A 23,124-nucleotide genomic window follows, 5' to 3' on the forward strand; every position below is an offset into this window, starting at 1 on the left:
GAGGCGCACGCGCAGGGGCCCCGCGCCCTTGCGGGTGCGGGGCCCCTGCGGGGTGTCCTGCGGTCAGTCGTTCTTGGCGATCTGGTCGAAGGAGAGCTCGACCGGGGTCTCCCGGCCGAAGATCTCGACCAGGCCCTTGACCTTCTTGGAGTCCGGGTTGATCTCGTTGATCGTCGCCTGCAGCGTGGCGAACGGGCCGTCGGTGACCGTGACCGAGTCGCCGACCTCGAAGTCGAGCACCTGGATGTCGGCGGGGCGGACCTGCGAGGGCCGGCCGGCCTCCTTGGCCGCGGCACGCTCGACGTCCGGAGCGAGCATCTTGACGACCTCGTCCAGCGTCAGCGGGTACGGGTCGTAGGCGTTGCCGACGAAGCCGGTCACCCCGGGGGTGTTCCGGACCACGCCCCAGGACTCGTTGGTCAGGTCCATCCGCACCAGCACGTAGCCGGGGAGCTTGTTCTGCCGGATGGTCTTGCGGTCGCCGTTCTTGATCTGGACGACCTCTTCCTGCGGCACCTCGGCCTGGTAGATGTAGTCCTCGACGTTCAGCGACACGGCGCGCTGCTCCAGGTTGGACTTCACCCGGTTCTCGTAGCCGGCGTAGGTGTGGATGACGTACCACTCGCCGGCCGCGAGGCGCAGCTCCTCGCGGAACGCGACGATCGGGTCGACCTCGTCCTCGGCGTCCTCGGCTTCGGTGGCCTCTGCGTCGGCGTCCTCGGCGGTGGCCTCGTCGGTCGGCTCGGCGGCCTCGTCGTGGGCCGGGGCCGCGTCCGACTCGTCGGCGGAGCCTTCGTCGGCGGAGCCTTCGTCGGCGGAGCCTTCGTCGGCGGAGCCTTCGGCGACGGCGTCGGCAGCCTCGACCTCGTCCTCGTCACCGTCGGCGTTGTCGACGATCTGGTCGGCGGAGTCGTCGGCCTCGGCCCACGCGTCCTGCTCCGCAGCGTCGGCCGACTCGACGGCCTCGTCAGCCTCGGGGGCCTGCGCGGCGTCGTACAGGTGGGACTCAGACACGTTGGCTGCTTCTTCCTGGAGATGAAAGGTGGGACGGTTCCGTACCGTCCACAGGGAGAAGCAGGGCTTGGCTGCGGACGGCTCGGAGTCTCAACGATACCGATACAACGGTAGCGGAGCGCCCGGACAGTGCTGTCCCACGCGGGTCGGGCAGGGGTCGGGTACAGCGGTCGGCGCGGAGTCGCTACCGAGAGGGCTCTCCGGCGTCAGCCGAAGACCAGCTTGGACAGCTGCACGAAGCCGGTGTCGAGACCGTAGACCAGCGCCATGATCACCACGACGAAGACGATGACGACCGTCGTGTACGTGGTCAGGTCGTTCCGGCTGGGCCAGACGACCTTGCGAAGCTCGGCGATGATCTGGCGGTAGAAAAGGGCAGTACGGGCGAAGATGTTCGGGCGGTCGCCGCGCTTCTTCTTGCCGTCCTTGCCAGCGGCCTTGTTGGCTCGCTTGCGGTCCCGACGCGACAGGGCCTCGCCCTGTTCGTCCTCCGCGCTACCACGATCAGGTGTCGCGGTGGAGCCCACGGTCTCCGTCACTCGTCCCTCACCTGAAATCGGGTATCTGTCGAGGTTCGCAATGTTGCGAGCTCGTAAACGCAGTGCTGAGAGTACCGCCTGTTGCCCTTCGGCAACAGAGCGGACAGCAGGGCCGGAGGGACTTGAACCCCCAACCGCCGGTTTTGGAGACCGGTGCTCTACCAATTGAGCTACGACCCTTTGAATCCGGACCAGCCGGATTCGCCTGCCCCAACCTACCGCATCCGGGCGGCTGCACGGTGTGCCTGCCGCCCCGAGCTGTCGGCCGGGTCCGTCGAGGCTTGAGTGTAGGGGGTGGATGCCTGATTGGTCGAATGAGTGGCGCAGGTCCGGACGGTGGCGGGTCGACTGGTGAAACACCGATGCCCGGTCGGCACGGCTTCTGGGACCATGCAGGCATGAGCGCTGCCACTCCCCACCCAGACCCCAGCACCCGTCCGGCCGACCGTCGGGTCTCGGCCCGCATCGGCGCGATCGCGGAGTCCGCCACCCTCGCCGTGGACGCCAAGGCCAAGGCCCTCAAGGCGGCCGGGCGCCCGGTGATCGGCTTCGGCGCCGGCGAGCCCGACTTCCCGACGCCCGGCTACATCGTGGAAGCGGCGGTCGCCGCCTGCCGCGACCCGAAGAACCACCGCTACACCCCCGCGGGCGGTCTGCCCGAGCTGAAGGCGGCCATCGCCGCGAAGACGCTGCGGGACTCGGGCTGGGCGGTCGAGGCCTCCCAGGTCCTGGTGACCAACGGCGGCAAGCAGGCCATCTACGAGGCCTTCGCGGCGATCCTGGACCCGGGCGACGAGGTCATCGTGCCCGCGCCGTACTGGACCACCTACCCGGAGTCGATCCAACTCTCCGGCGGGGTCCCGGTGGTGGTCGTGGCGGACGAGACCACGGGCTACAAGGTGTCGGTGGAGCAGTTGGAGGCGGCCCGCACCGAGAACACCAAGGTGCTGCTGTTCGTGTCGCCGTCCAACCCGACCGGCGCGGTCTACAGCCGGGCCGAGGTCGAGGCGGTGGGCCGCTGGGCGGCGGAGCACGGGCTGTGGGTGCTCACCGACGAGATCTACGAGCACCTGGTGTACGGGGACGCGGAGTTCGTGTCGCTGCCGGTGGCCGTGCCGGAGCTGGCCGGCAAGTGCATCGTGGTCAACGGCGTCGCCAAGACCTACGCGATGACCGGCTGGCGGGTGGGCTGGGTGATCGGCCCGCAGGACGTGATCAAGGCGGCGACCAACCTGCAGTCGCACGCGACCTCCAACGTCAGCAATGTCGCCCAGGTCGCGGCGCTGGCCGCGGTGTCGGGCGACCTGACCGCGGTGGACGAGATGCGGGTCGCGTTCGACCGGCGTCGGAAGACCATCGTGCGGATGCTGAACGAGATCCCCGGCGTGGTCTGCCCCGAGCCGGAGGGCGCGTTCTACGCCTACCCCTCGGTCAAGGGCGTGCTGGGCAAGGAGCTGCGCGGGCAGCGCCCGAGCACGTCCGCGGAGCTGGCCTCGCTGATCCTGGACGAGGTCGAGGTCGCGGTGGTGCCGGGCGAGGCCTTCGGGACCCCGGGATACCTCCGGCTCTCCTACGCGCTGGGCGACGAGGACCTGGTCGAGGGCGTGTCCCGGCTGCAGAAGCTGCTCGGCGAGGCACAGGACTGACCCGGCTGTCGGCTGCTGCCGGCTGGTCGGTTCAGGGCCCGTCGCTTCCCGGTTCGCACCGGGAGCGGCGGGCCCTTCCCGTCTGCTGAGGCGAGCTGCGCGTCACCCGATCGAGCGACTTGACCTCGTTGTTTTCCCCCATCAGGCTGAATACGCGAAGATCTGCGAATGGAACAGGTACCCGCTCCCCCGGCCGCCACCCCTTCCATTCGCGATGTCCGCCTCCTGCCCAAAGCGCACCTGCATCTGCACTTCACCGGCTCCATGCGTCCGTCCACGCTGTTGGAACTCGCCGACAAGCACGGAGTGCACCTGCCCGAGGCGCTGAGTTCCGGCCGACCGCCGAAGCTCCGGGCGACGGACGAGCGCGGATGGTTCCGCTTCCAGCGGCTGTACGACATGGCGCGATCGGTTCTGCGCGACGAGGACGACATCCGGCGGCTGGTGCTCGAAGCCGCCGAGGACGAACGCGCCGACGGCAGCGGCTGGCTGGAGATCCAGGTCGACCCCACCTCCTACGCCCCCCGGCTGGGCGGGCTGATCCCCGCGCTGGAGCTCGTCCTCGGCACCGTCGAGGACGCCTCCCGGGCCACCGGGGTGGGGATAAGGGTGCTGGTCGCCGCCAACCGGATGAAGCACCCGCTGGACGCCCGCACCCTGGCCCGGCTCGCGGTCCGCTACGCGGACCGCGGGGTGGTCGGCTTCGGCCTCTCCAACGACGAACGGCGGGGAATGGCAAGGGACTTCGACCGGGCTTTCGCCATCGCCAGGGAGGGCGGGCTGCTCGCCGCCCCGCACGGCGGGGAGCTGGCCGGGCCGTCCAGCGTCCGGGACTGCGTGGACGACCTGGGCGCGGGCCGGGTCGGCCACGGCGTACGGGCGGCCGAGGACCCGCGGCTGATGCAGCGGCTGGCGGACCGTCAGATCACCTGTGAGGTCTGCCCGGCGTCGAATGTGGCGCTCGGCGTCTACGAGAAGCCCGAGGACGTGCCGCTGCGCACCCTGTTCGAGGCCGGGGTGCCGCTGGCGCTGGGCGCGGACGACCCGCTGCTGTTCGGCTCGCGGCTCGCCGAGCAGTACCGGTCGGCACGGGAGGTGCACGGCTTCAGCGACGCCGAACTGGCCGAGCTGGCACGGCAGTCGGTGCGCGGATCCTGCGCGCCGAAGGACGAAAAGGAGCGGCTGTTGGCCGGGATCGACGCCTGGCTGGTGAGTTGAGGGGGCAGCGCTGGTGAGTCGAGGGCTGGGTGGCGGGCCGTGGGCTCGTCAGAGTTCGACGCCGACCAGGACCGGTTCGTTCACCAGGGTGATGCCGAAGGCTGTCTGGACTCCGGCGCGGACCTCGCGGGCGAGGGCGAGCAGGTCCTCGGTGGTGGCGCCGCCCCGGTTGGTGAGGGCGAGGGTGTGCTTGGCCGAGAGCCGGGCCGGGCCACTGCCGTAGCCCTTGCCGAAACCGGCCCGCTCGATCAGCCAGGCGGCCGAGGTCTTGGTGCCGCCGTCCGGCGCGGGGAAGGCGGGGAAAGCGGTGTCCGGGCCGAGCCGGTCGTGGACCCTGGCGGTGAAGGCGGCCAACTGGGCCGGGTCGAGCACCGGGTTGGTGAAGAACGACCCGGCCGACCAGGTGTCGTGGTCCGCCGGGTCCAGCACCATGCCCTTGCCCGCGCGCAGCCGGAGCACCTGGTTCCAGGCTGCCTCCACCGGCACCCGGCCCCCCTGCTCGACGCCGAGGGCTCGGGCCAGCTCGGCGTAGCGCACCGGGTTGGACCGGCCGGCCGCGTCCGCCAGGGCGAAGCGGACCCGCAGCACCACATAGCGGTCGGGCTGGGCCTTGAAGATGCTGTGCCGGTAGGAGAAGGCGCAGGCGACGTTGGCCAGGGTGACCGTCTCGCCGGTGCTCCGGTCGTAGGCGACGACCTCGGTGATGGTGTCGGCCACCTCCGTCCCGTAGGCGCCGACGTTCTGCACCGGGGTCGCGCCGACCGAGCCGGGGATCCCGGCCAGGAACTCGATGCCGGCCAGGCGGTGCTCCAGCACGGTGTCGCCGACCAGGTCGGACCAGGTCTCCCCGGCCGCGACGTCGAGGACGGCGCCGGTGTCGGTGCGGTCCAGGACCCGGCCGGTGGTCGCAATGTGCAGGGCGGTTCCGTCGAAGCCCTTGTCGGAGATCACCAGGTTGCTGCCGCCGCCGATGATCAGCAGCGGCTCGCCGTCCCGGTCGGCGCGCCGTACGGTCTCGACCACCTCCGCGTCGGTACGGGCGGTCACCAGCCTGCGGGCGGGCCCGCCGAGGCGGAACGTGGTCAGCGGGGCGAGGGGGGCGTCCTGGAGTTCCTGCACGCGACCAGCCTAAGGGGGACACGACCGTGCCCCGTCCGTCCCCACGGGCGGGGACGGACGGGGCGGGTCGCGGGATGGGTCGGGTGGCCGGGCGGGCGCGGTGGATCTGGTGGGCCGGCCGGATTCGGGGTGCGGTTCGGGTCAGGCCACCGTGGAGAGGGGCTGGGCGCTGTCGGCGGAGTCGCCGGCCGCGGCGGTGGCGGTGGCGGTGGCGGCAGCCGCGCGGCGGCGGGGGAGGATCAGCGCGGCGACGGTCGCCGCGGCGATCGCGGCGGCGCCGACCCAGATCGCCGGGGCCAGGCCGTCGGCGTACCGCTGCGGGCTGCTGAAGTCGCCGTGGGCGGTGAAGACCGAGGCGAGGACGGCGATACCGAGCGCCCCACCGATCTCACGGAGGGCGTTGTTGGCACCGGAGGCGACCCCCTGCTCCTCCGGCTTCACCGAGCCCATCAGCACCGTGGTGACCGGGGCGAAGAACAGGGCCATGCCGATGCCGGAGAGCACCAGCGGCGGGATCTGGCTGCTGTAGTCGACATGCGCCGCGACGATCAGCGCGAACCAGACCAGCCCGGCGGCCTGGAAGGCGAGCCCGGCGGCGATGATGATCCGTCCGCCGATCCGGTCCACCAGCATCCCGGCGAGCGGGGCCACGACCATCGGCATCGCGGTCCACGGCAGCATCCGGACGCCGGCCTCCATCGGGCTGTAGCCCTGGGCGGTCTGCAGCCACTGGCTGAGCAGGAAGATCGAGCCGAACATGCCGACCGACATCAGCAACGAGGCGCTGTTCACCGCAGCGAAGGCGCGGTTGCGGAACAGCCGCATCGGCAGCAGCGGCGCGTCGGTCCGCAGCTCCCAGGCGACGAAGGCGACCAGCAGGGCGGCTCCGGCGATCAGGCCGGTGAGCACGGTCGGGCTGCTCCAGCCGTCGGCGTTGCCGCGGATCAGGGCAAAGACGATGCCGAACAGGCCGGCGCTGGCCAGAGCCGTACCGGGGATGTCGAGCCGGCTGTTGGGGCCGTGGCTCTCGGTCAGCCGGAGCCGGGCGAGCGGCAGCAGGGCCAGGCCGATGGGCACGTTCAGCGCGAAGATCCACTGCCAGGAGAGGTGCTCGACGATGGTCCCGCCGATCAGCGGCCCCATCGCGATGGCCATGCCGTTCACCGCACCCCAGGCGCCGAAGGCCAGGCCGCGCTTGGCCGGGGCCACCGCGGAGGTGAGCAGGGTGAGACTGACCGGGGTGAGCAGGGCGGCGCCTACGCCCTGAGCGGCGCGGGCGGCGATCAGCGCGTCGATGCCCGGCGCCAGGGCCGCGCCGAGGGAGGAGAGGGTGAACAGCGCGAGCCCGAGGGTGAAGATTCTCCGACGGCCGAAGCGGTCCCCGAGCGCGGCGCCGAGCATCAGCAGCACGGCGAAGGTGAGGGTGTAGGCGTTGACGGTCCACTCCAGGTCGGCGATGCCGCCGCCGAGGTGGGTCCTGATGGACGGGAGCGCGGTGGTGACCACGAGGTTGTCCAGCGCGGCCATGAAGCCGGCGGTGCTGGTGATGACGAAGGCCCAGACTGCGGGGCTGCCCTTGCGCATGACGGTTCCCTTGGTGTGAAGCCCCCCGGCTCGGGGGGAACCTGGCTGCTAGATTAGTGATCAGTCAATAACTTTCGCGGACATGGAGGTTGCCAGGACACCCGCCCGCAGGGGCGGCGGCCTACGGCTTGGCGCCGCCGCTGGTGCTGCCGCCGGCGCCGCGCGCCGACCAACAGTCCCAGTCGAAGCCCGCCCACAGGCGGTCTCCGTCAGGGACACCCAGGGCGACCAGGGTGTTGATCAGCATGCCGTGCGCGAAGAAGCTGGTGACCTCCTGCACATCGGCGCCGGTACGGATGGCGACGCTGTCCCAGAGCCGGCCCCAGAGCTGGCGGACCTGCTCGCGGTCCGACTCGTCCAGGTCGTCGGACCCGGAGGAGACATAGACCTGAAGCTGCATCAGCAGCTTCTCCCGGTCGGCGATCAGGCCGATGTAGGCCTCCGCCATCGCGTCGAGCGCGGGGGTGCCTTCGAGACCTTCGCCTGCGGCGTCGAAGACCGCCGTGGTGTCCTCGATGCAGCGGGTGACCGCTGCCATGAAGAGGGCCTTCTTCGAGGGGAAGAGACGGAAGAGATAGGGCTGCGAGACACCCACCCGGTCCGCGATGGCCTGGGTGGAGGTGCCGTTGTAGCCGCCCTTGGCGAACTCGGACATGGAGGCGAGGATGACGCTCTCGCGCCGCTCCTCCGCGCTCATTCTCATGCTCGTCTTCGCCATGGGAACTAAGTTAGTGGTTGATTACTAACAACGCAAGGGCAGGTCGAAAACTGGACGGCGGCCTGCCGGAACCCACCGGCCGGCCGCCGTTCCGCGCACGCTCAGGCCAGCTGGACCACGGCGCGGGACATCGCTCAGGCCAGTTGGACCACGGCGCGGGACATGCCGAGGACCTTCTCCCCGCCGCTGGTCGCCAGCAGGTCCACCCGGACCCGACGGTCGTCCAGCTTCAGGGCGACCTTGGCCGAGACCTCGATCAGCGCGCCGACGCTGTCGTCCGGGACCACCACCGGCTTGGTGAAGCGGACCCCGTACTCGACCACCGCACCCGGGTCGCCGAGCCAGTCGGTCACCACCCGGATCGCCTCGGCCATGGTGAACATGCCGTGCCCGATCACATTGGGCAGGCCGACCGCCGTGGCGAAGGACTCGCTCCAGTGGATCGGGTTGAAGTCGCCGGAGGCGCCCGCATAGCGGACCAGGGTGGCCCGGGTGACCGGGAAGGACTGCGCCGGAAGCGCGGTGCCGACCTCGACGTCGTCGTAGTTCACAAGCGCGGACATGCTCACTCCCCCTCGGCGGCGCGGGCCACCAGCATCATGTGGGCGGTCACGACATGCTCGCCGCTCTCCTCGTGGATCTCGCCGCGGACCGACAGCACGTCGTTCCCGGCCAGCGACTTGATCGAGTCGATCACGCAGGTGACCGTGAGCCGGTCGCCGGCGTGGACCGGGCGCGAGTAGACGAACCGCTGGTCGCCGTGCACCACCCGGGAGAAGTCCAGGCCGAGTTCCGGATCCACCAGGACCTGGGCCGCCGCACGGTAGCTGAGCACAAAGGCGAAAGTCGGCGGGGCGATCACATCGGGATGGCCCAGTGCCTTGGCCGCGTCGGTGTCCCGGTAGGCCGGATTGTCGTCGCCCACGGCCTCCGCGAACTCACGGATCTTCTCGCGGCCGACCTCGTAGTACGCGGTGGGCGGATACGTCCGCCCGATGAACGAGGGGTCGAGCGGCATGGGGCAGCTCCTCACGGTTCAGCAGTCACGATTCAGCAGTCAGGGTTCAGCACAGTCAGGGTCAAGCAAATCAGACACACTTCCGCCCTGATGGTAAGCACCCGGGACGCGACGAAGGCCGCCCCCACGGATGGGAGCGGCCTTCGCCGACGGCCTGGACGATGTTCCGTCGGCCCTGCGTCGAAACGGAGGGTCAGCGGGTCTCGCGGTGCGCGGTGTGCGCGTTGCAGCGGGGGCAGTGCTTCTTCATCTCAAGACGGTCCGGGTCGTTACGCCGGTTCTTCTTGGTGATGTAGTTCCGCTCCTTGCACTCCACGCAGGCCAGCGTGATCTTCGGGCGGACATCAGTGGCGGCCACAGGAGTGCCTTCCTCGGACAGACAACGTTATGAACACAGACAAGAGTAGCCGACTGGGACGGTTACCCGACAATCGGCTACACGGCATGGTAGCGGTGACCGGACTTGAACCGGTGACACAGCGATTATGAGCCGCTTGCTCTACCAACTGAGCTACACCGCCACGACGATCGAGCGCCCCGCCGAAGCGGGGCACCCTCCCATCCGAGCCCCCATGCGGAATCGAACCGCAGACCTTCTCCTTACCATGGAGACGCTCTACCGACTGAGCTATAGGGGCTGGCCGAGAGAGACATTACACGCTCCTCCGCCCAACCGTGAAATCGTTTCGCCCCCTCCCCCGAGGGCCGGTACGACTTATCCGGGCCGTGCCCGCTCCCCCACGCGCCTCCCGCTCCAGGACCGGGACTTCGCCCTAGGCTCCCCCCATCGATCATGGTCTCCGCAGCACGGTGGGAAGGAGCAGCACATGCCCGCCGACATGCCCACGAGCGAGCCGGCCGGCACCGGCGGACCGGCTCTGCTGCTCTCCGGTGCGAGGCTTCCGGACGGGCGCAGTGTGGACGTCCGCATCATCGGGGAGCGGATCGAGGCAGTGGGCCCGGCCGGGACGCTGAGCGCCGCCGAGCGCGTCGACCTGACCGGATACCTGCTGCTCCCGGCCCCGGTGGAGGCGCATGCGCACCTGGACCAGGCGTTCACGGGGACGCCGGTGCCGGGGGCGGGAGCGGGGGTAACGGGGAGGGCCGAGCCGGATCCGGGCTCGGTCCTGGATGCGAGCCTGGGCTCGGCTCCGGGGTGGGAGCGGGACGTGGGGCGGGGTTCGGGCGCTCGGCAGGAGCGGCTGGAGGATCTGCAGCGCCGGATCACCGAGGCGGCCCTCACCGGGCTCGGTTACGGCGCGACGGTCCAGCGCACACACATTCGGATCGGCGGTGCCCAGGGGCTGGTCGGGATGACCGCCGCACTGCAGGCGGCGCGGGCGCTGCACGGGCTGATGGACCTTCAGGTGGTGCCGCTACCAGGCCTGTTGACCGGGATCGCCGGAGCAGAGGGGCGCGCGATGCTCCGGGAGGCGCTCGGCATGGGCGCGCACGCCGTCGGTGGCCGCCCCGACGGCGATCCCGACCCCGACGGCCACCTGGACGCGGTCGTGGCACTGGCCGAGGAGCACGGACTGCCGCTCGACCTGCACACGGACGCGGCCGACCCGCGACGGCTGACCCGGCTCGCGTCCGTGCTCGGGACGCTGAGCTCGCGGGCGGTGATCGGCCCCTGCTCCGCGCTGGGGCTGCTGCCCCCTGAGGTCGCCGCACGCTGCGTGGAACAGCTGGCGGCGGCCCGGGTCTCGGTCGTAGTGCTACCGCAGTGCGCCCGCTGCACCGGGTCCACGGCGGCTTCGGGGGCCACCGCGGCTTCGGGGGTGGCCGGGTCGATGGGGTCCGCTGCGCCCGCGGGGTCGGCCGCCGGGCTGGCGGGGGTGGCCGGGTCGATGGGGGTAGCCGGGCCTGCTGGATCGGCCGGGCCGGTGGGACGGCCGCTGTCGGCTCGAATGCTGCTCGCGGCGGGGGTGCCGGTGGCGGCGGGGAGCGGAGCGCTCCGGGACACCGCCAACCCGGTCGGCCGGGTGGACCCGCTGGAGGCGGCCTTCCTGCTCACGGCATCCGGCGAGCTGGGCGAGACCGCCGCGTACGGGGCGGTGAGCGTGGCCACCAGGGCGGCATTCGGCCTGCCCCCGGTGCTGCTGGCGCCCGGCTGTCCGGCCGAGGTGCTCGCGGTGCGCGGGGAGAGCCTGCGCGGAGCCCTCTCCGGCGGGCACAGCCGGGTCGTGGTGCACGCCGGGCGAATCGTCAGCAGGACCAGCGCCGTCCGGGAGTTCGCCGAAACCAGCGCACCGGCGGTGCCACGACAGGGACGCAGCGGACCGCCCTGCTGAGCACGTCCCGCGCTTCAGCCGAGCGGCTGGGTGAGCGGCTAGGTGAGCGGACGGCGGTAGTGGACCAGCAGCTCGCCCCAGTCATCCACCCGGACCCGGCCGCTGCGCCGGAAGCCCATCGCCTTGTAGAGCCGATTGGCCCTCAGATTGTCGGCGTGGGTCCACAGTTGGGCTTCGTCGAAGCCGTCGGCGGCACCGCGGGTGAGCACCGCTTCGACCAGACGCCGACCGACATGCCGCCCCCAGCGATCGGGGGCCACGCTGAGCAGGGATATGTGCAGGAGGCCCGGCACCGGCGGGCCCGCGCCGTCCTGGTCCAGGCCCTGCACCGCGAGGATCGTCCCGATCGGCGCCGGTGACGGAGTCGGCTCCGGGCCAACGTCATGGTCGTCGTCCTCGGAGGTGTGGGCGAGCAGTAACAGGGAATCCGGGGAAGCCATCCGCTGCCGGGCCAGGACGACATGGGCGTCCGGCAGCGGTCGGCCGTTGCGGCGTGCCACATGCGACAGCGTCCACAGCTCCACCGCGGCGGCTACGTCCCCGACCTCGGCCTTACGCACCACCACTCGCTCGCTCATCCGCGGCCCCACTCCCCACGACAACGCTCCCCGGTCCCCGCCGAACTGACCTGCTTTCTACCACGCCCTCCTGATTGCCACGGCGGGAACGGGCCCGGGGCCACGCACAAAGGCGGCCCCTCTTCCACGTTTCCGCAGGAGAGAGGCCGCCTTGTTTCCCTGGTGGCGGGTAGTGGGTTCGAACCACTGTAGGCAGAGCCGGCAGATTTACAGTCTGCTCCCTTTGGCCACTCGGGCAACCCGCCAGGGGATGTCTCGCGGTTCCCCGCTCGACGTCGTAAACAATACCCGATACCAGGGGGTGCTCCGCCACCTGGTTGATCGCGTGTGGCGCGACGGGGGCGGGCCCGCGGCGGCAGCACGCGGGCGCGCTGATGGCTACGCTGGTTCGGCGTCCTCCCCGTGCGGGAGTGACGACGCCGTCCGTGTCACCGCACCGTCAAGGAGACTCACTGATCATGGCCGACTCCAGTTTCGACATCGTCTCGAAGGTCGAGCGGCAGGAGGTCGACAACGCGCTCAACCAGGCCTCCCGCGAACTGGCCACCCGTTTCGACTTCAAGAACGTCGGCGCCTCCATCGAGTGGTCCGGCGACAAGATCGAGATGAAGGCCAACTCGGAGGACAGGGTCAACGCGATCCTGGACGTCTTCCAGACAAAGCTGGTCAAGCGGGGCATCTCGCTGAAGTCCCTGGACGCCGGAGAGCCGCAGCTGTCCGGCAAGGAGTACAAGATCTTCGCCACGATCGAGGAGGGCATCTCCCAGGAGAACGCCAAGAAGGTCGCGAAGATCATTCGGGACGAGGGCCCCAAGGGCGTGAAGGCCCAGGTCCAGGGCGACGAGCTGCGAGTCACCTCGAAGAGCCGGGACGACCTGCAGGCGATCCAGGCCCTGATCAAGGGCAAGGACCTGGACTTCGCCGTCCAGTTCGTGAACTACCGCTGACCCGCACGGCGGGCGGATGGGCCGGACGGGCCCGGCGGCGTGCGGTGGTCACTGCGCCCGCCGGGCCGTCCGCATACGGGGCGCCGGGTCGTGGCGCGGGCGTGGGTGCAGGTGCGGATCAGCGCGCGGCAAAGGGCTGGTCGCTGGAGACGATCTCGCGGCCCAGCGGCATCAGCGAGATCGGGATCATCTTGAGGTTCGCCCAGGCGAAGGGGATGCCGATGATGGTCACCGCGAGGGCGATGCTGGTGACCAGGTGGCCCAGGGCGAGCCACCAGCCGGCGAAGATCAGCCAGATGGCGTTGCCCACGCAGGACGCGCCCCCGGCGTCGGGGCGCTCGCGGGTGGTCCGGCCGAACGGCCACAGGACGTAGCCGGCGATGCGGAACGAGGCGATGCCGAACGGGATGGTGACGATCAGGATGCAGCAGACGATCCCGGCGACGACGTAGCCCAGGGCCATCCAGAATCCGCAGAGGATCAGCCAGAGGATATTGAGCAAGAACCTGAGCACGTCCATCTGCTGCCTCCTGGCGGGCCGCGGCGTTCGCTTCGTCCGTGGTGATCGTGGTGTTCGTGATGCGTTGCGTTCGCAGTTCGTGGCGTTCGCGGTTCGTGGTGGCCGGCGCTGCGTGGACACCCCGTCAGTCGCGGTAGCCGGCCATCGCTTCGAGCCGGGCGATGCGCTCGGCCATCGGGGGGTGGGTCGAGAAGAGCTTGCCGCCCGCACCGCCGGGACGGAACGGGTTGGCGATCATCATATGGCTGGCGGTCTGGAGCTGCGGCTCAGGCGGCAGCGGCAGCCTGGCGGTCCCGGCATCCAGCTTGCGCAGGGCGCTGGCCAGGGCCAGCGGGTCGCCGGTGAGCTGGGCTCCGGAGGCGTCGGCCTGGTACTCGCGGGAGCGGCTGACGGCTAGTTGGATCATGCTGGCGGCGATCGGGCCGAGGATCATCATCAGCAGCATCCCCACGATTCCCGGGCCGTCGTCGTCGTCCCGGCCGACCGGGATCAGCCAGGCGAAGTTGACCAGGAACAGCACCACCGAGGCGAGGGAGCCGGCCACGGAGGAGATCAGGATGTCGCGGTTGTAGACGTGGGACAGCTCGTGGCCGAGGACGCCGCGGAGTTCGCGCTCGTCCAGGATGCCCAGGATGCCCTGGGTGCAGCAGACGGCCGCGTTGCGCGGGTTGCGGCCAGTGGCGAAGGCGTTGGGGGCCTCGGTCGGGGAGATGTAGAGACGGGGCATCGGCTGCTTGGCCGAGGTGGAGAGCTCGCGCACGATCCGGTAGAGCCAGGGCGCCTCGATCTCGCTGACCGGGCGGGCCCGCATGGCGCGCAGCGCCAGTTTGTCGCTGTTCCAGTAGGCGAAGCCGTTGGTCGCCAGCGCCACCGCCAGGCCGATCAGGATGCCCGTACGCCCCCAGAAGGCGCCGATCAGGATGATCAGTGCCGAGAGGCCGCCGAGGAGCGCGGCGGTTTTCAGACCATTGTGCTGGCGGTGCACGGGTGCCCTCCAAGACGTGCGATGAGGGGCGTCTTCTTTCACAGCCCTGGTGAAGTCCGTTCGTCTGGTTCAACGGCTGAGACGGATGCCCTGGTTCCCTTGTCCGCTGCTGAGCGGGGTGGCGCAACCCGGGGCCGTGGGCTCCGGATCAGCGGAAAAGGGATCCCGAGGTGACCTGGAGGACCAGCTGCGGGGCCACCGAGAGCACCACGCCGACGACCGTGGCGAGGCCCAGGCAGAGGGCGATCGGCAGCGGCAGACGACGCACCGCGGCGGATGCGGCGACCGGGACGGCGGAGTCAGGAGTGGTGTGGACCGGGACGGCGGGAGCGGCGGGGACGGGGGTGGCCTGGAAGATCTTGGCGGTCCAACCGAGGTAGTAGTACAGCGCGATGACGACGTTCACGGCCATGACCACGGCCAGCCAGCCGAGACCGGAGTCGATAGCGGCCCGGAAGACCACGACCTTCCCGAAGAGACCGATCACCCCGGGAGGCAGCCCGGCCAGGCAGAGCAGGAAGAAGGCCATCACCAGCGCGGTGGCGGGGCGGGAGGCGAAAAGCCCCCGGTAGTCGTCGATACGGCCGACGATCAGCGCCACCACGGCGAAGGCTCCGAGATTCACCACGCCGTAGATCAGGGCGTATGCCACCGTTGCGCCGAGCGGGTCACGGCCGGGGGCAGCGGTGCCGTAGCCGGCGGCGGCGATGGGGACCAGCAGGTACCCGGCCTGAGCGATCGAGGACCAGGCCAGTAGGCGCACGGCGCTGTGCGGGGCGTCGGTGCGCTGGCGCAGTGCGCCCACATTACCCAGCGTCATGGTGAGTGCGGCCAGAATCGCGAGTGCCAGACCCCAGGTTCGCCCGTATGAGTGAAAACCGACCACTGACACCAGCGCGAGGCCCGAGAGACCGGCTACCTTGCTCACCACGGAGAGATACGCGGCCACCGGAACGGGCGCACCCGCATAGGTGTCGGGCACCCAGAAGTGGAACGGAACCGCGGCGGTCTTGAAGGCGAAGCCGACGAGCGTCAGCACTACGCCCACCAGGGCGAGGGTCTTCAACTGCGCGGGGACGTGCGGCAGCGCCGCGGCGATTCGGGTGAGATGCATACTGCCGGTCGCGGCGTACACGAAACTGACGCCGAGCAGCATGACAGCGGTCGCGGTGACCGAGGACAGGAAGAACTTCAGCGCGGCTTCGCCGCCTCGTCCGTCCCGGCGCAGGCCGACCAGGGCGAAGGCCGGCAGCGAGACCGTCTCCAGGGCGACCACCAGCGTGGCCAGGTCACGCGCGGCGGGCAGCAGAGCGGCGCCGGTGACCGAGCTGAGCAGCAGGAACCAGAACTCACCCGAAGGCAGCCGGTCGGCCTCAACGGTGTGGATCGAGAGCAGCGCGGCGAGCAGCGCGCCCGCGAGTACCAGCAACTGGATGACCAGAGCGAAGTGGTCGGCGACGTAGGAGCAGGCAGGGGCGTCACCGGGGGCGCCCGCGGCGCGGACGCAGAAGGTGGCGCGGTCCCCGTCCCGCAGTGGGACCAGGAAGATCAGGGCCAGCAGCAGGCCCCCGACGGAGATCCAGCCGAGGAGCCGCTTGCGCGGCTCCGGCAGGAAGAGGTCGCCGACCAGGACGCCCAGGGCGGTGGCGGCGGTGACGAGGAGCGGGGCGACGGCCGCCCAGTCGATGGACTGGATGAGGGAACCGGCTGCGGTGACAGCGAGATGGGTCATGACTCAGCTGCCTCCGAGAAGAGCCTTGACGGCGGGGTTGCTGAGGCCGAGGAGCACGGCCGGCCAGAGCCCGGCGACCAGGGTGAGCGCGACGAGCGGGGTCCAGGTGGCGAGTTCGTAGGCCTGGACGTCGGGGATGTGCGGTGCGGCGCCGAGAGCGGCGTGCTCGGCGGGGTCGCCCATGCAGACCCGGCGGACGACACCGAGCAGATAGGCGGCGGTGAGCAGGGTGCCGAGCCCAGCGAGGGCCATGAAGACCAGGTAGGCGGGGCGGGACAGCCCCGCCGCGGGCTGGAAGGAGCCGAACATGGCGAGCAGTTCGCCCCAGAAGCCGGCCAGGCCGGGCAGACCGAGGCTGGCAACAGCAGCGAAGGCGAGGAGTCCTCCAAGGCGGGGGGCGCGACCGTAGAGGGCTCCGCCGGTGCCTGAGCCGAGCCCGGCCAGGCGGTCGAGGTCGGCGGTGCCGTGGCGGTCCTTGACCGCGCCGACCAGGAAGAACAGCAGACCGGTGATCAGACCGTGGGCGATGTTGGCGAAGAGGGCGCCGTTGATTCCGGTCGGGGTGAGGGTGGCGATGCCGAGCAGGACGAACCCCATGTGGCCGACCGAGGAGTAGGCGATGATCCGTTTGAGGTCGCCCTTGGCTCCGGGGCGGACCAGGGCGAGGCAGGCCAGCGAGCCGTAGATGACGCCGACCACCGCGAAGGCGGCGAGGTAGGGGGCGAGGGTCGCCATGCCGCCGGGGGCGGAGGGCAGCAGGACCCGGACGAAGCCGTAGGTGCCCATCTTCAGGAGCACGCCGGCGAGTAGCACCGAGCCGGTGGTGGGTGCGGCGGTGTGGGCGTCCGGCAGCCAGCTGTGGAACGGCCACATCGGCGCCTTGACGGCCAGGCCGAGGCCGATCGCCAGGACGGCGAGGACCTGGGTGGTGTGCGAGAGCCCGCGGCCGTGGCGCTGGGCCAGGACGGTCATGTCGAAGGTCCCCGCGTGCAGCCCGAGCAGCAGGAAGCCCAGCAGCATGATCGCGGAGCCGAGCAGGGTGTAGAGGATGAAACGGGCGGCGGCGGGGCCGCGGTTTCCGCTCCCCCAGCGGGCGATGAGGAAGTACATGGGGATCAGCACGACCTCGAAGGCCAGGAAGAACAGCAGCAGGTCGAGCACGGCGAAGGTGCTCAGCATCCCGGTTTCCAGCAGCAGCAGCAGCCCGGTGTAGGCGCGCGGGCTAGGGGTTCCCGGACCGTCCGGGAGCCGGTGCAGGGAGTACACCGCACAGAGGAAGGTGAGCAGCGTGGTCAGCAGCAGCAGCGGCAGCGAGACGCCGTCGATGCCGAGGTGCATCCGGACGTTCAGGGCCGGGATCCAGCGCACGTCGGTGACGGCCTGCATCCGGGCCGAGTGGCTCCGGTCGAAGCCGACGGCGAGGGCGATCGACAGCAGCAGGGCGGCGCCGGTGACGGTGACGCCCAGGTACAGCGCGCGGCGCCCGGCGGTGTGCTCGTCCCGGCCGAAGAGGCCGGGGACGAGGGTGAGCGCGGCTCCGACGAGCGGGAGCAGCAGCAGGGCGATGAGGACGGCGTTCACCGGATGGCCTCCGTGCGGCCGGGGCGGAGGAGTTGACGGTTGGTCACTGAGCCACCACCACAAGGACCGCGAGCACGACGGCCCCGGCGAGCAGGGCGCTCAGATAGGTCTGGGCGTTGCCGTTCTGGGCGCGGCGGACGGCGGCGCCGAGGAGTTTGGGGGCTCCGCCGGCTCCGGCGACGTAGGTCTCGATGACCTCGCGGTCGAGGAACCGGACCAGGCCCGCCGCGGCGAGGAAGGGTCGGACGAAGGCGGCGGCGTAGAGGCGGTCGAGGCCGAAGCCGCTGCTGGCCGGGCCGAGCAGCGGGCCCAGGAGCAGCCGGGCCGGGTCGGGCACGTGCGCCGTCTCGGCCGCGAGGGCGGCGCTGTCGGCGTCGGCGAGGGCCTGGTCCGGGGTGCGGCCGGGGACGGTGGCGAGGTCGGCGCTGACCTGTTCCGGGTCGGCGACGGTCGCGGCCGGGCGGGTGGCCTCCTCCAACTCGTGGGCGGCGCGGGCGGGCGAGGCCGTACGGGCGTCCTGGACCAGGGAGGCGGCCCACCGCCAGGCGGCGTAGGAGACGAGCACGCCGAGGAGTGCGACGGCGCTGCCGAGGGCGGCGGTCGTGGTGGAGGGGGTCAGTGATGTTCCGTCAAGGAAGGAGGGGAGCCAGGTGGTGTGCAGTCCGGCGATGCCGAGGGCGAGGGTGGGGATGGCGAGGAGCCACAGCGGCCAGCGCATGGCCTGGGGCTCGTCCGTGGTGCGGGCCTCGTCCGTGGTGCGGGCCTCGTGGGTGGTCGGGGCGCTGCGGCTGGTGGCCGGGGTGCTGCTGGTGCCCGGGTTGGGCGCCCGGAAGGCCAGCAGCCACAGGCGGGTGGCGTACATGGCGGTGAGCAGCCCGGTGAGCAGCCCGGCGACCAGGATCAGCCAGCCGACGGAGGTGGGGACGGCGCTGGCCGGTCCCAGGCCGCCGGTGAGGGCGTCGCCGTCGGCGGCGTGCTCGGCGGCGGTGAGCACCGACTCCTTGCTGAAGAAGCCGGACAGCGGCGGGATGCCGGCCAGCGCGAGCAGGCCGAGCGTCATCGTCCAGAAGGCGTCAGGGACGCGCTTGCGCAGGTCGGGCATCCGCGACATGGCGGTGAGCGAGTTGGTGTGCGCGGCGTGGATGACCACGCCTGCCGCCAGGAACAGCAGGGCCTTGAACGCACCGTGGGTGAGCAGGTGGAAAACAGCGGCGTCGCGATCGCCGGTGGCGAGGGCTCCGGCCATGTAGCCGAGCTGGCCGACGGTGGAGTAGGCGAGCACCCGCTTGATGTCGTCCTGGGCCAGGGCGCAGACCGCGGAGCCGACCATGGTGACGGCGGCCATGACGGCGAGGACGACCAGGGCGGTGGAGGAGAGCAGGAAGACCGGCAGCAGCCTGGCGACCAGGTAGATGCCCGCGGCGACCATGGTGGCGGCGTGGATCAGGGCGGACACCGGAGTCGGACCGGCCATCGCGTCGGGCAGCCAGGTGTGCAGCGGGAACTGCGCCGACTTGCCGGCCACGCCGCAGAGCAGCAGCAGGGCGATCAGCGTGGGGTGGTGCAGCTGCCCGTTGCCGGCGGCGGCGATGACACCGTCGATCCGGAAGGTCCCGGCGTCGGCGGCCAGCGCGAAGATGCCGAACAGGAAGGGGATGTCGCCGAGCTTGGTGACCAGGAACGCCTTCACCGAGGCGGAGCGGGCGTCCTCCTTCTCCCAGTGGTGGCCGACCAGGAAGTAGGAGCAGATGCCCATCACCTCCCAGCCGACCAGCAGCACGATCAGATCGCCGGAGTAGAGGACCAGCAGCATCGCCGCGGTGAAGAGGGAGACCAGAGCGGCGTACGAGGGGTAGCGCGGATCCTCGCGCAGGTAGGAGGTGGAGTAGATCTGCACACAGGCGGCGACCACGCCGACCAGGACGGCGAGCAGGGTCGAGAAGCCGTCCAGGTGCAGGGCGAGGTCGATCGGGACTCCGCCGGTGGGCGTCAGCCTGATCGCGGAGTCCAGGTGGCGGCCGGTGCCGAGGTCGCAGGCCACGGTGACGGCGAGGGCCGCCGAGGCCAGGGTCGGCAGGATGGCGAGCGGCCGGACCAGGCCGGGGGCGCGACGGCCGACCGCGAGCCCGGCCAGCGCACCGAGGAAGGGGAGCAGCGGAACGAGTACCGCCAAGGCGAGGGTCATGCGACAGGGGCCTTCCCCGCGGAGTCCGCGTCGGATGCGGGAACGGATGCGGGAGTGGACGCGGAGTCGGCGGATGCCGTGCCGAAGTGGGCGCCTGGGTCGGTGTCGGGGCCGTCCGCGGGGCCGTCGGCGGCGCCGGGCTGGTCCGCGAGGGCCCGGAGCCGGTCGATATCGGCGGTGCCCTGGGTGCGGAAGACCATCAGCACGATGGCCAGGCCGAGGCCGATCTCAGCGGCGGCGATGGTGATGGTGAACAGGGTGAGGGCCTGGCCGGCGTGCAGGGTGTCCCGCAGCCAGACGTCGAAGGCCACCAGGTTGAGGTTGACGGCGTTGAGCATCAGCTCGACGGACATCAGCATCAGGACGGAGTTGCGGCGGGCGAGCACTCCGTACAGGCCGACGGAGAACAGCAGGACCGCGAGGACGGCGGGATAGGCGAGATGCATGCGGCTCAGTGCTCCTCTCGGTGACGGCGAGAGATGACGACGGCCCCGACGAGCGCGGCGAGCAGCAGCACGGACAGGGCCTCGAACGGCAGCACCCAGTAGCGGAACAGCACCGTGCCGTTGGCCTGGGTGCTCCCGCTCCCGGCAGCCTGGCCGAGGTCCAGCCAGGTGCTGCGGAAGGCGTCCACGACCAGGGTGACCAGAGTCCCCGCGGCGGCGAGCGCGATGGTCAGGGCGACCCAGCGGTTGCCTGAGTCGGCGTCGGGAGACCGGCCGATCGGGGCCTTGGTGAGCATCAGGCCGAAGAGGACCAGGACGACCACCGAGCCGAGGTAGATCAGCACCTGCACCCAGGCGATGAACTCGGCGGTGAGCAGCAGGTACTCGATCGCGAGACCGCCGAGGGCCACGACCAGCCACAGTGCGGCGTGGACCAGTTGCTTGGTGGTGACGGTGAGCAGGGCCGCGCCGAGGACGGCGAGGCCGACCAGGACGAACACGATCTCGACGCCGGTGGGCGAGAGGAAGGAGTGGCCTGCGGAGGAGAGCTCCGGGACGTTCATGTGGTGGGCTCCTCTCCGGAGGTCTCGCCGGGGGCGGGAGAAGGAGCGGGAGCGGTGGAGGGATCGGGAGCGGTGGTTCGGGTGGCTGCCCGGGCGGCGGTGATCTTGTCGGCAGACTTGCGGGCGGCGGCGATCTCCTTGGGCTCCTCGGCGGCGGCGTCCAGGGCGGGCGGGGCCGGCACGGTCCACATCCACTCGCGGAGCCGGTCCCGCTCGTGGGTCAGCTCATGGATGTCGGTCTCCGCGTACTCGAACTCCGGCGACCAGAACAGCGCGTCGAAGGGGCACACCTCGATGCAGATGCCGCAGTACATGCAGAGCGAGAAGTCGATGGCGAAGCGGTCCAGGACGTTGCGGGTCCTGGCCCTGGCGTTGGGGTCGACCGCGGCAAGCGTCTCCTTGTGGGAGTCGATGTAGATGCACCAGTCGGGGCACTCACGGGCGCAGAGCATGCACACCGTGCAGTTCTCCTCCAGGAGGGCGATGACGCCGCGGGAGCGGGGCGGCAGCTCCGGCTGCGTCTCCGGGTACTGCGCGGTGACGGCGCGCTTGGTCATCGTGCGGAGGGTGACCGCGAGGCCCTTGGCCAGGCCGCGGCCGGGGAAGCCGTGGCGGCCGGAGTGTTCCGTGTGAGAGGCGTGCTCCGCGTGGGCGGAGTGCTCCGCAGGAGAGGAAGGAGGGGGAGGGGTCATGAGATCACCACCTTGACGATGCCGGTGAGGGCGAGCTGGGCGAGGGCGAGCGGGATGAGGACGACCCACGCGAAGCGCATCAGCTGGTCCTCGCGCAGCCGCGGATAGGTGACACGTAGCCAGATCACGACGAAGGCGAGGACGAATGTCTTCAGCAGGGTCCACAGCCAGCCGAGGTCCGCCGCGAGCGGGCCGTGCCAGCCGCCGAGGAAGAGCACTGAGGTGAGCGCGCAGAGGACGAGGATTCCGGCGTACTCGGACAGCAGGAACAGCGCGAAGCGCAGCCCGGTGTACTCGGTGTAGGCGCCGAAGATGATCTCAGAGTCGGCCACCGGCATGTCGAAGGGGGGCCGCTGCAGCTCGGCCAGTCCGGCGGTGAAGAAGACGAAGCCGCCGACGATCTGCCAGGGCACCCACCACCAGTGGAACGCCCCGAGGATCCCGGGGAGCGACACGGTGCCGGCGGCCATGGCCACCGAGGCGGCGGCGAGCAACATCGGCAGCTCGTACGCCATCAGCTGGGCGGCGGTGCGGATGCCGCCGAGGAGGGAGAACTTGTTGGCGGAGGCCCAACCGGCCATCAACGAGCCGAGGACACCGATGCCCATGACCGCCAGCACGAAGAACAGGCCCGCGTCCAAGGCCTGCCCGACGAAACCGCCGGGTCCGACCGGGATGGCGATCAGGACGACGAGGTACGGGAGCAACGCGACGGCGGGCGCAAGTTGGAACACTCGGCGGTCCGCGCCGAAGGGGACGATGTCCTCCTTCTGCGCGAACTTGACTCCATCGGCGATGAGTTGGGCCCAGCCGTGGAAGCCGCCCGCATACATGGGGCCGAGACGGCCCTGCATGTGGGCCATCACCTTGTGCTCGGTCTGACCGATGATCAGGGGAAACGTCAGGAACACCACCAGGGCGGCGAGACAGCGGAGCAACGCTTCGAGCGCGGTGATCATGCTTCGTCGTCTCCTGTCGTGCTCGGCGGGGTCTGCTGGGGTGCGGGGACCTGCCAGGGTGCGTCGGGGCTGGGCGGCGTGGGTGGTACGGCGGGCGACGGGGTGGCAGGTGACGAGGGGGTCGTCGGTGCGGCGGCGGGCTGGGGGGCTGGAGTGGCTTGGCTGGCGGAGCCCTGGTCGACGCTGCGGTTGCGGCGGGGTCGGTCGGCGCGGACCGGTGGACGCTCGCCGGGAGGCAGGGTTGCGGCGGTCGCCGCGCGGGGGCCACGGGCGGCGGCACCACGGGCGGCACGCTCGGGTACCGGAGGCAGGGTTCCGGCCAGTGGGCCCCACTCGTTGGGGTCGGGGACGCCCGGTGGCAGCATCCTGCGGCGAGCGGCAGGGGCGGCGGCCCCGCCCGGGGCATGGTCGCTCTCCCCCGGCTCCTTGGCGCCGGGCCAGGCCTTGGCGACCCGGGCCGCGAGAACGAACTCCTTGCGGAGCGGGTGCCCCTCGAAGCCTTCGGGGAGGAGGAGGGTCGCCAGGTGCGGGTGTCCGGGGAAATCGATGCCGAACATCTCGTGGGTCTCCCGCTCGTGCCATCCGGCACCGGCGAAGACACCGGTGGCGGTGGGGAGCGCGGGGGCGTCCCTGGGGATCCGAGTCCGCAGCAGGATGCGGCGGATGCCGCGTTCGGGGCGGGGAGCGCCGGGGGCACGGGGGGAGGCGGGGGCGGCAGGGGCACCCGGTGTGGCGTCGGTTGCCTCCTGCGGGGTCAGCTGCGCGGTACCGCCCTGCGCGCCCTCC

General features: G+C 71.0%; 23 protein-coding genes and 4 tRNA genes. 4 read left to right on the forward strand and 23 right to left on the reverse strand.

Going from position 1 to position 23,124, the window contains the following annotated elements:
* Window positions 1-63 precede the first annotated feature (63 nt).
* The 3 genes from nusG to ACEZDE_RS11170 all read right to left on the reverse strand — a co-directional run bounded on the left by nusG (window position 64) and on the right by ACEZDE_RS11170 (window position 1,733).
* Entirely contained in the window at window positions 64-1,014 is a 951-nt protein-coding gene (gene nusG / locus ACEZDE_RS11160) for a transcription termination/antitermination protein NusG (RefSeq protein ID WP_380535073.1), read from the reverse strand.
* A gap of 206 nt (window positions 1,015-1,220) precedes the next feature.
* On the reverse strand, window positions 1,221-1,553 hold the full coding sequence (gene secE, locus ACEZDE_RS11165; RefSeq protein WP_380535074.1) for a preprotein translocase subunit SecE: 333 nt from the start codon (window positions 1,551-1,553) through the stop codon (window positions 1,221-1,223).
* Between the two features lie 107 nt (window positions 1,554-1,660).
* Window positions 1,661-1,733: transfer RNA gene (locus ACEZDE_RS11170), tRNA-Trp, on the reverse strand.
* A 218-nt stretch (window positions 1,734-1,951) separates the two neighbouring features.
* Between ACEZDE_RS11170 and ACEZDE_RS11175 the strand changes: the two genes are divergently transcribed.
* Complete coding sequence (locus ACEZDE_RS11175; RefSeq protein WP_380535077.1) at window positions 1,952-3,199, forward strand: pyridoxal phosphate-dependent aminotransferase; 1,248 nt, start codon at window positions 1,952-1,954, stop codon at window positions 3,197-3,199.
* Between the two features lie 168 nt (window positions 3,200-3,367).
* Window positions 3,368-4,417 (forward strand): adenosine deaminase, encoded by a 1,050-nt coding sequence (locus tag ACEZDE_RS11180; RefSeq protein WP_380535079.1) that lies wholly within the window; start codon window positions 3,368-3,370, stop codon window positions 4,415-4,417.
* 48 nt (window positions 4,418-4,465) lie between these two features.
* Here ACEZDE_RS11180 and ACEZDE_RS11185 read toward each other — a convergent pair whose 3' ends face one another.
* From ACEZDE_RS11185 to ACEZDE_RS11220, 8 genes are all read right to left on the reverse strand, one after another.
* The gene (locus ACEZDE_RS11185; protein WP_380535081.1) at window positions 4,466-5,536 is read right to left on the reverse strand and encodes a UDP-N-acetylmuramate dehydrogenase; all 1,071 of its coding nucleotides are present in this window, start codon (window positions 5,534-5,536) and stop codon (window positions 4,466-4,468) included.
* Window positions 5,537-5,677: 141 nt separating this feature from the next.
* Complete coding sequence (locus ACEZDE_RS11190; protein ID WP_380535084.1) at window positions 5,678-7,120, reverse strand: DHA2 family efflux MFS transporter permease subunit; 1,443 nt, start codon at window positions 7,118-7,120, stop codon at window positions 5,678-5,680.
* Between the two features lie 121 nt (window positions 7,121-7,241).
* Complete coding sequence (locus tag ACEZDE_RS11195) at window positions 7,242-7,838, reverse strand: TetR/AcrR family transcriptional regulator (protein WP_380535085.1); 597 nt, start codon at window positions 7,836-7,838, stop codon at window positions 7,242-7,244.
* A gap of 134 nt (window positions 7,839-7,972) precedes the next feature.
* A complete protein-coding gene (locus ACEZDE_RS11200; protein WP_380535087.1) occupies window positions 7,973-8,401 on the reverse strand; it encodes a MaoC family dehydratase in 429 nt (142 codons plus the stop codon).
* Between the two features lie 2 nt (window positions 8,402-8,403).
* Window positions 8,404-8,856 (reverse strand): FAS1-like dehydratase domain-containing protein, encoded by a 453-nt coding sequence (locus tag ACEZDE_RS11205; protein ID WP_380535089.1) that lies wholly within the window; start codon window positions 8,854-8,856, stop codon window positions 8,404-8,406.
* A 193-nt stretch (window positions 8,857-9,049) separates the two neighbouring features.
* Complete coding sequence (gene rpmG / locus ACEZDE_RS11210) at window positions 9,050-9,214, reverse strand: 50S ribosomal protein L33 (protein WP_004571794.1); 165 nt, start codon at window positions 9,212-9,214, stop codon at window positions 9,050-9,052.
* 87 nt (window positions 9,215-9,301) lie between these two features.
* Window positions 9,302-9,377: transfer RNA gene (locus ACEZDE_RS11215), tRNA-Met, on the reverse strand.
* Window positions 9,378-9,421: 44 nt separating this feature from the next.
* Window positions 9,422-9,494, reverse strand: a tRNA-Thr gene (locus tag ACEZDE_RS11220).
* 189 nt (window positions 9,495-9,683) lie between these two features.
* On the opposite strand from ACEZDE_RS11220, the gene ACEZDE_RS11225 reads away from it, so the two are divergent.
* Window positions 9,684-11,150, forward strand: coding sequence for a hydrolase (locus ACEZDE_RS11225; protein ID WP_380535091.1), 1,467 nt, complete (start codon window positions 9,684-9,686; stop codon window positions 11,148-11,150).
* Between the two features lie 38 nt (window positions 11,151-11,188).
* Here ACEZDE_RS11225 and ACEZDE_RS11230 read toward each other — a convergent pair whose 3' ends face one another.
* Both ACEZDE_RS11230 and ACEZDE_RS11235 read right to left on the reverse strand, forming a co-directional pair.
* The gene (locus ACEZDE_RS11230) at window positions 11,189-11,728 is read right to left on the reverse strand and encodes a GNAT family N-acetyltransferase (RefSeq protein ID WP_380535093.1); all 540 of its coding nucleotides are present in this window, start codon (window positions 11,726-11,728) and stop codon (window positions 11,189-11,191) included.
* 160 nt (window positions 11,729-11,888) lie between these two features.
* Window positions 11,889-11,973: transfer RNA gene (locus tag ACEZDE_RS11235), tRNA-Tyr, on the reverse strand.
* Window positions 11,974-12,186: 213 nt separating this feature from the next.
* Here ACEZDE_RS11235 and ACEZDE_RS11240 point away from each other — a divergent pair.
* A complete protein-coding gene (locus ACEZDE_RS11240) occupies window positions 12,187-12,675 on the forward strand; it encodes a YajQ family cyclic di-GMP-binding protein (RefSeq protein WP_380535095.1) in 489 nt (162 codons plus the stop codon).
* A 118-nt stretch (window positions 12,676-12,793) separates the two neighbouring features.
* Here ACEZDE_RS11240 and ACEZDE_RS11245 read toward each other — a convergent pair whose 3' ends face one another.
* From ACEZDE_RS11245 to ACEZDE_RS11290, 10 genes are all read right to left on the reverse strand, one after another.
* Window positions 12,794-13,195, reverse strand: coding sequence for a YccF domain-containing protein (locus ACEZDE_RS11245; RefSeq protein ID WP_380535097.1), 402 nt, complete (start codon window positions 13,193-13,195; stop codon window positions 12,794-12,796).
* 124 nt (window positions 13,196-13,319) lie between these two features.
* Window positions 13,320-14,180, reverse strand: a complete 861-nt coding sequence (gene htpX / locus ACEZDE_RS11250; RefSeq protein ID WP_380535099.1) for a zinc metalloprotease HtpX — start codon at window positions 14,178-14,180, stop codon at window positions 13,320-13,322.
* A 148-nt stretch (window positions 14,181-14,328) separates the two neighbouring features.
* On the reverse strand, window positions 14,329-15,912 hold the full coding sequence (locus tag ACEZDE_RS11255; protein ID WP_380535101.1) for an NADH-quinone oxidoreductase subunit N: 1,584 nt from the start codon (window positions 15,910-15,912) through the stop codon (window positions 14,329-14,331).
* Between the two features lie 3 nt (window positions 15,913-15,915).
* Window positions 15,916-17,493, reverse strand: a complete 1,578-nt coding sequence (locus tag ACEZDE_RS11260) for a complex I subunit 4 family protein (protein ID WP_380535103.1) — start codon at window positions 17,491-17,493, stop codon at window positions 15,916-15,918.
* Window positions 17,494-17,536: 43 nt separating this feature from the next.
* Window positions 17,537-19,678 (reverse strand): NADH-quinone oxidoreductase subunit 5 family protein, encoded by a 2,142-nt coding sequence (locus ACEZDE_RS11265; protein WP_380535105.1) that lies wholly within the window; start codon window positions 19,676-19,678, stop codon window positions 17,537-17,539.
* Window positions 19,675-20,124: an NADH-quinone oxidoreductase subunit NuoK gene (gene nuoK, locus ACEZDE_RS11270; protein ID WP_380535108.1), complete on the reverse strand. Its 450-nt coding sequence runs from the start codon at window positions 20,122-20,124 to the stop codon at window positions 19,675-19,677. The genes ACEZDE_RS11265 and nuoK overlap by 4 nt, the downstream gene beginning before the upstream one ends.
* A gap of 5 nt (window positions 20,125-20,129) precedes the next feature.
* Window positions 20,130-20,687: an NADH-quinone oxidoreductase subunit J family protein gene (locus ACEZDE_RS11275; RefSeq protein WP_380535110.1), complete on the reverse strand. Its 558-nt coding sequence runs from the start codon at window positions 20,685-20,687 to the stop codon at window positions 20,130-20,132.
* Window positions 20,684-21,244, reverse strand: coding sequence for a 4Fe-4S binding protein (locus tag ACEZDE_RS11280; protein ID WP_380535160.1), 561 nt, complete (start codon window positions 21,242-21,244; stop codon window positions 20,684-20,686). Before ACEZDE_RS11280 ends, ACEZDE_RS11275 begins: the two co-directional genes overlap by 4 nt.
* Before the next feature lie 131 nt (window positions 21,245-21,375).
* Window positions 21,376-22,338: a complex I subunit 1/NuoH family protein gene (locus tag ACEZDE_RS11285; RefSeq protein WP_380535113.1), complete on the reverse strand. Its 963-nt coding sequence runs from the start codon at window positions 22,336-22,338 to the stop codon at window positions 21,376-21,378.
* Window positions 22,335-23,124 (reverse strand): NADH-quinone oxidoreductase subunit C (locus tag ACEZDE_RS11290; RefSeq protein ID WP_380535115.1); only part of this gene is annotated, 790 nt, incomplete at its 5' end. The genes ACEZDE_RS11285 and ACEZDE_RS11290, both read right to left, overlap by 4 nt.

This window comes from Streptacidiphilus cavernicola, from assembly GCF_042510955.1.
GTDB lineage: Bacteria > Actinomycetota > Actinomycetes > Streptomycetales > Streptomycetaceae > Streptacidiphilus > Streptacidiphilus cavernicola.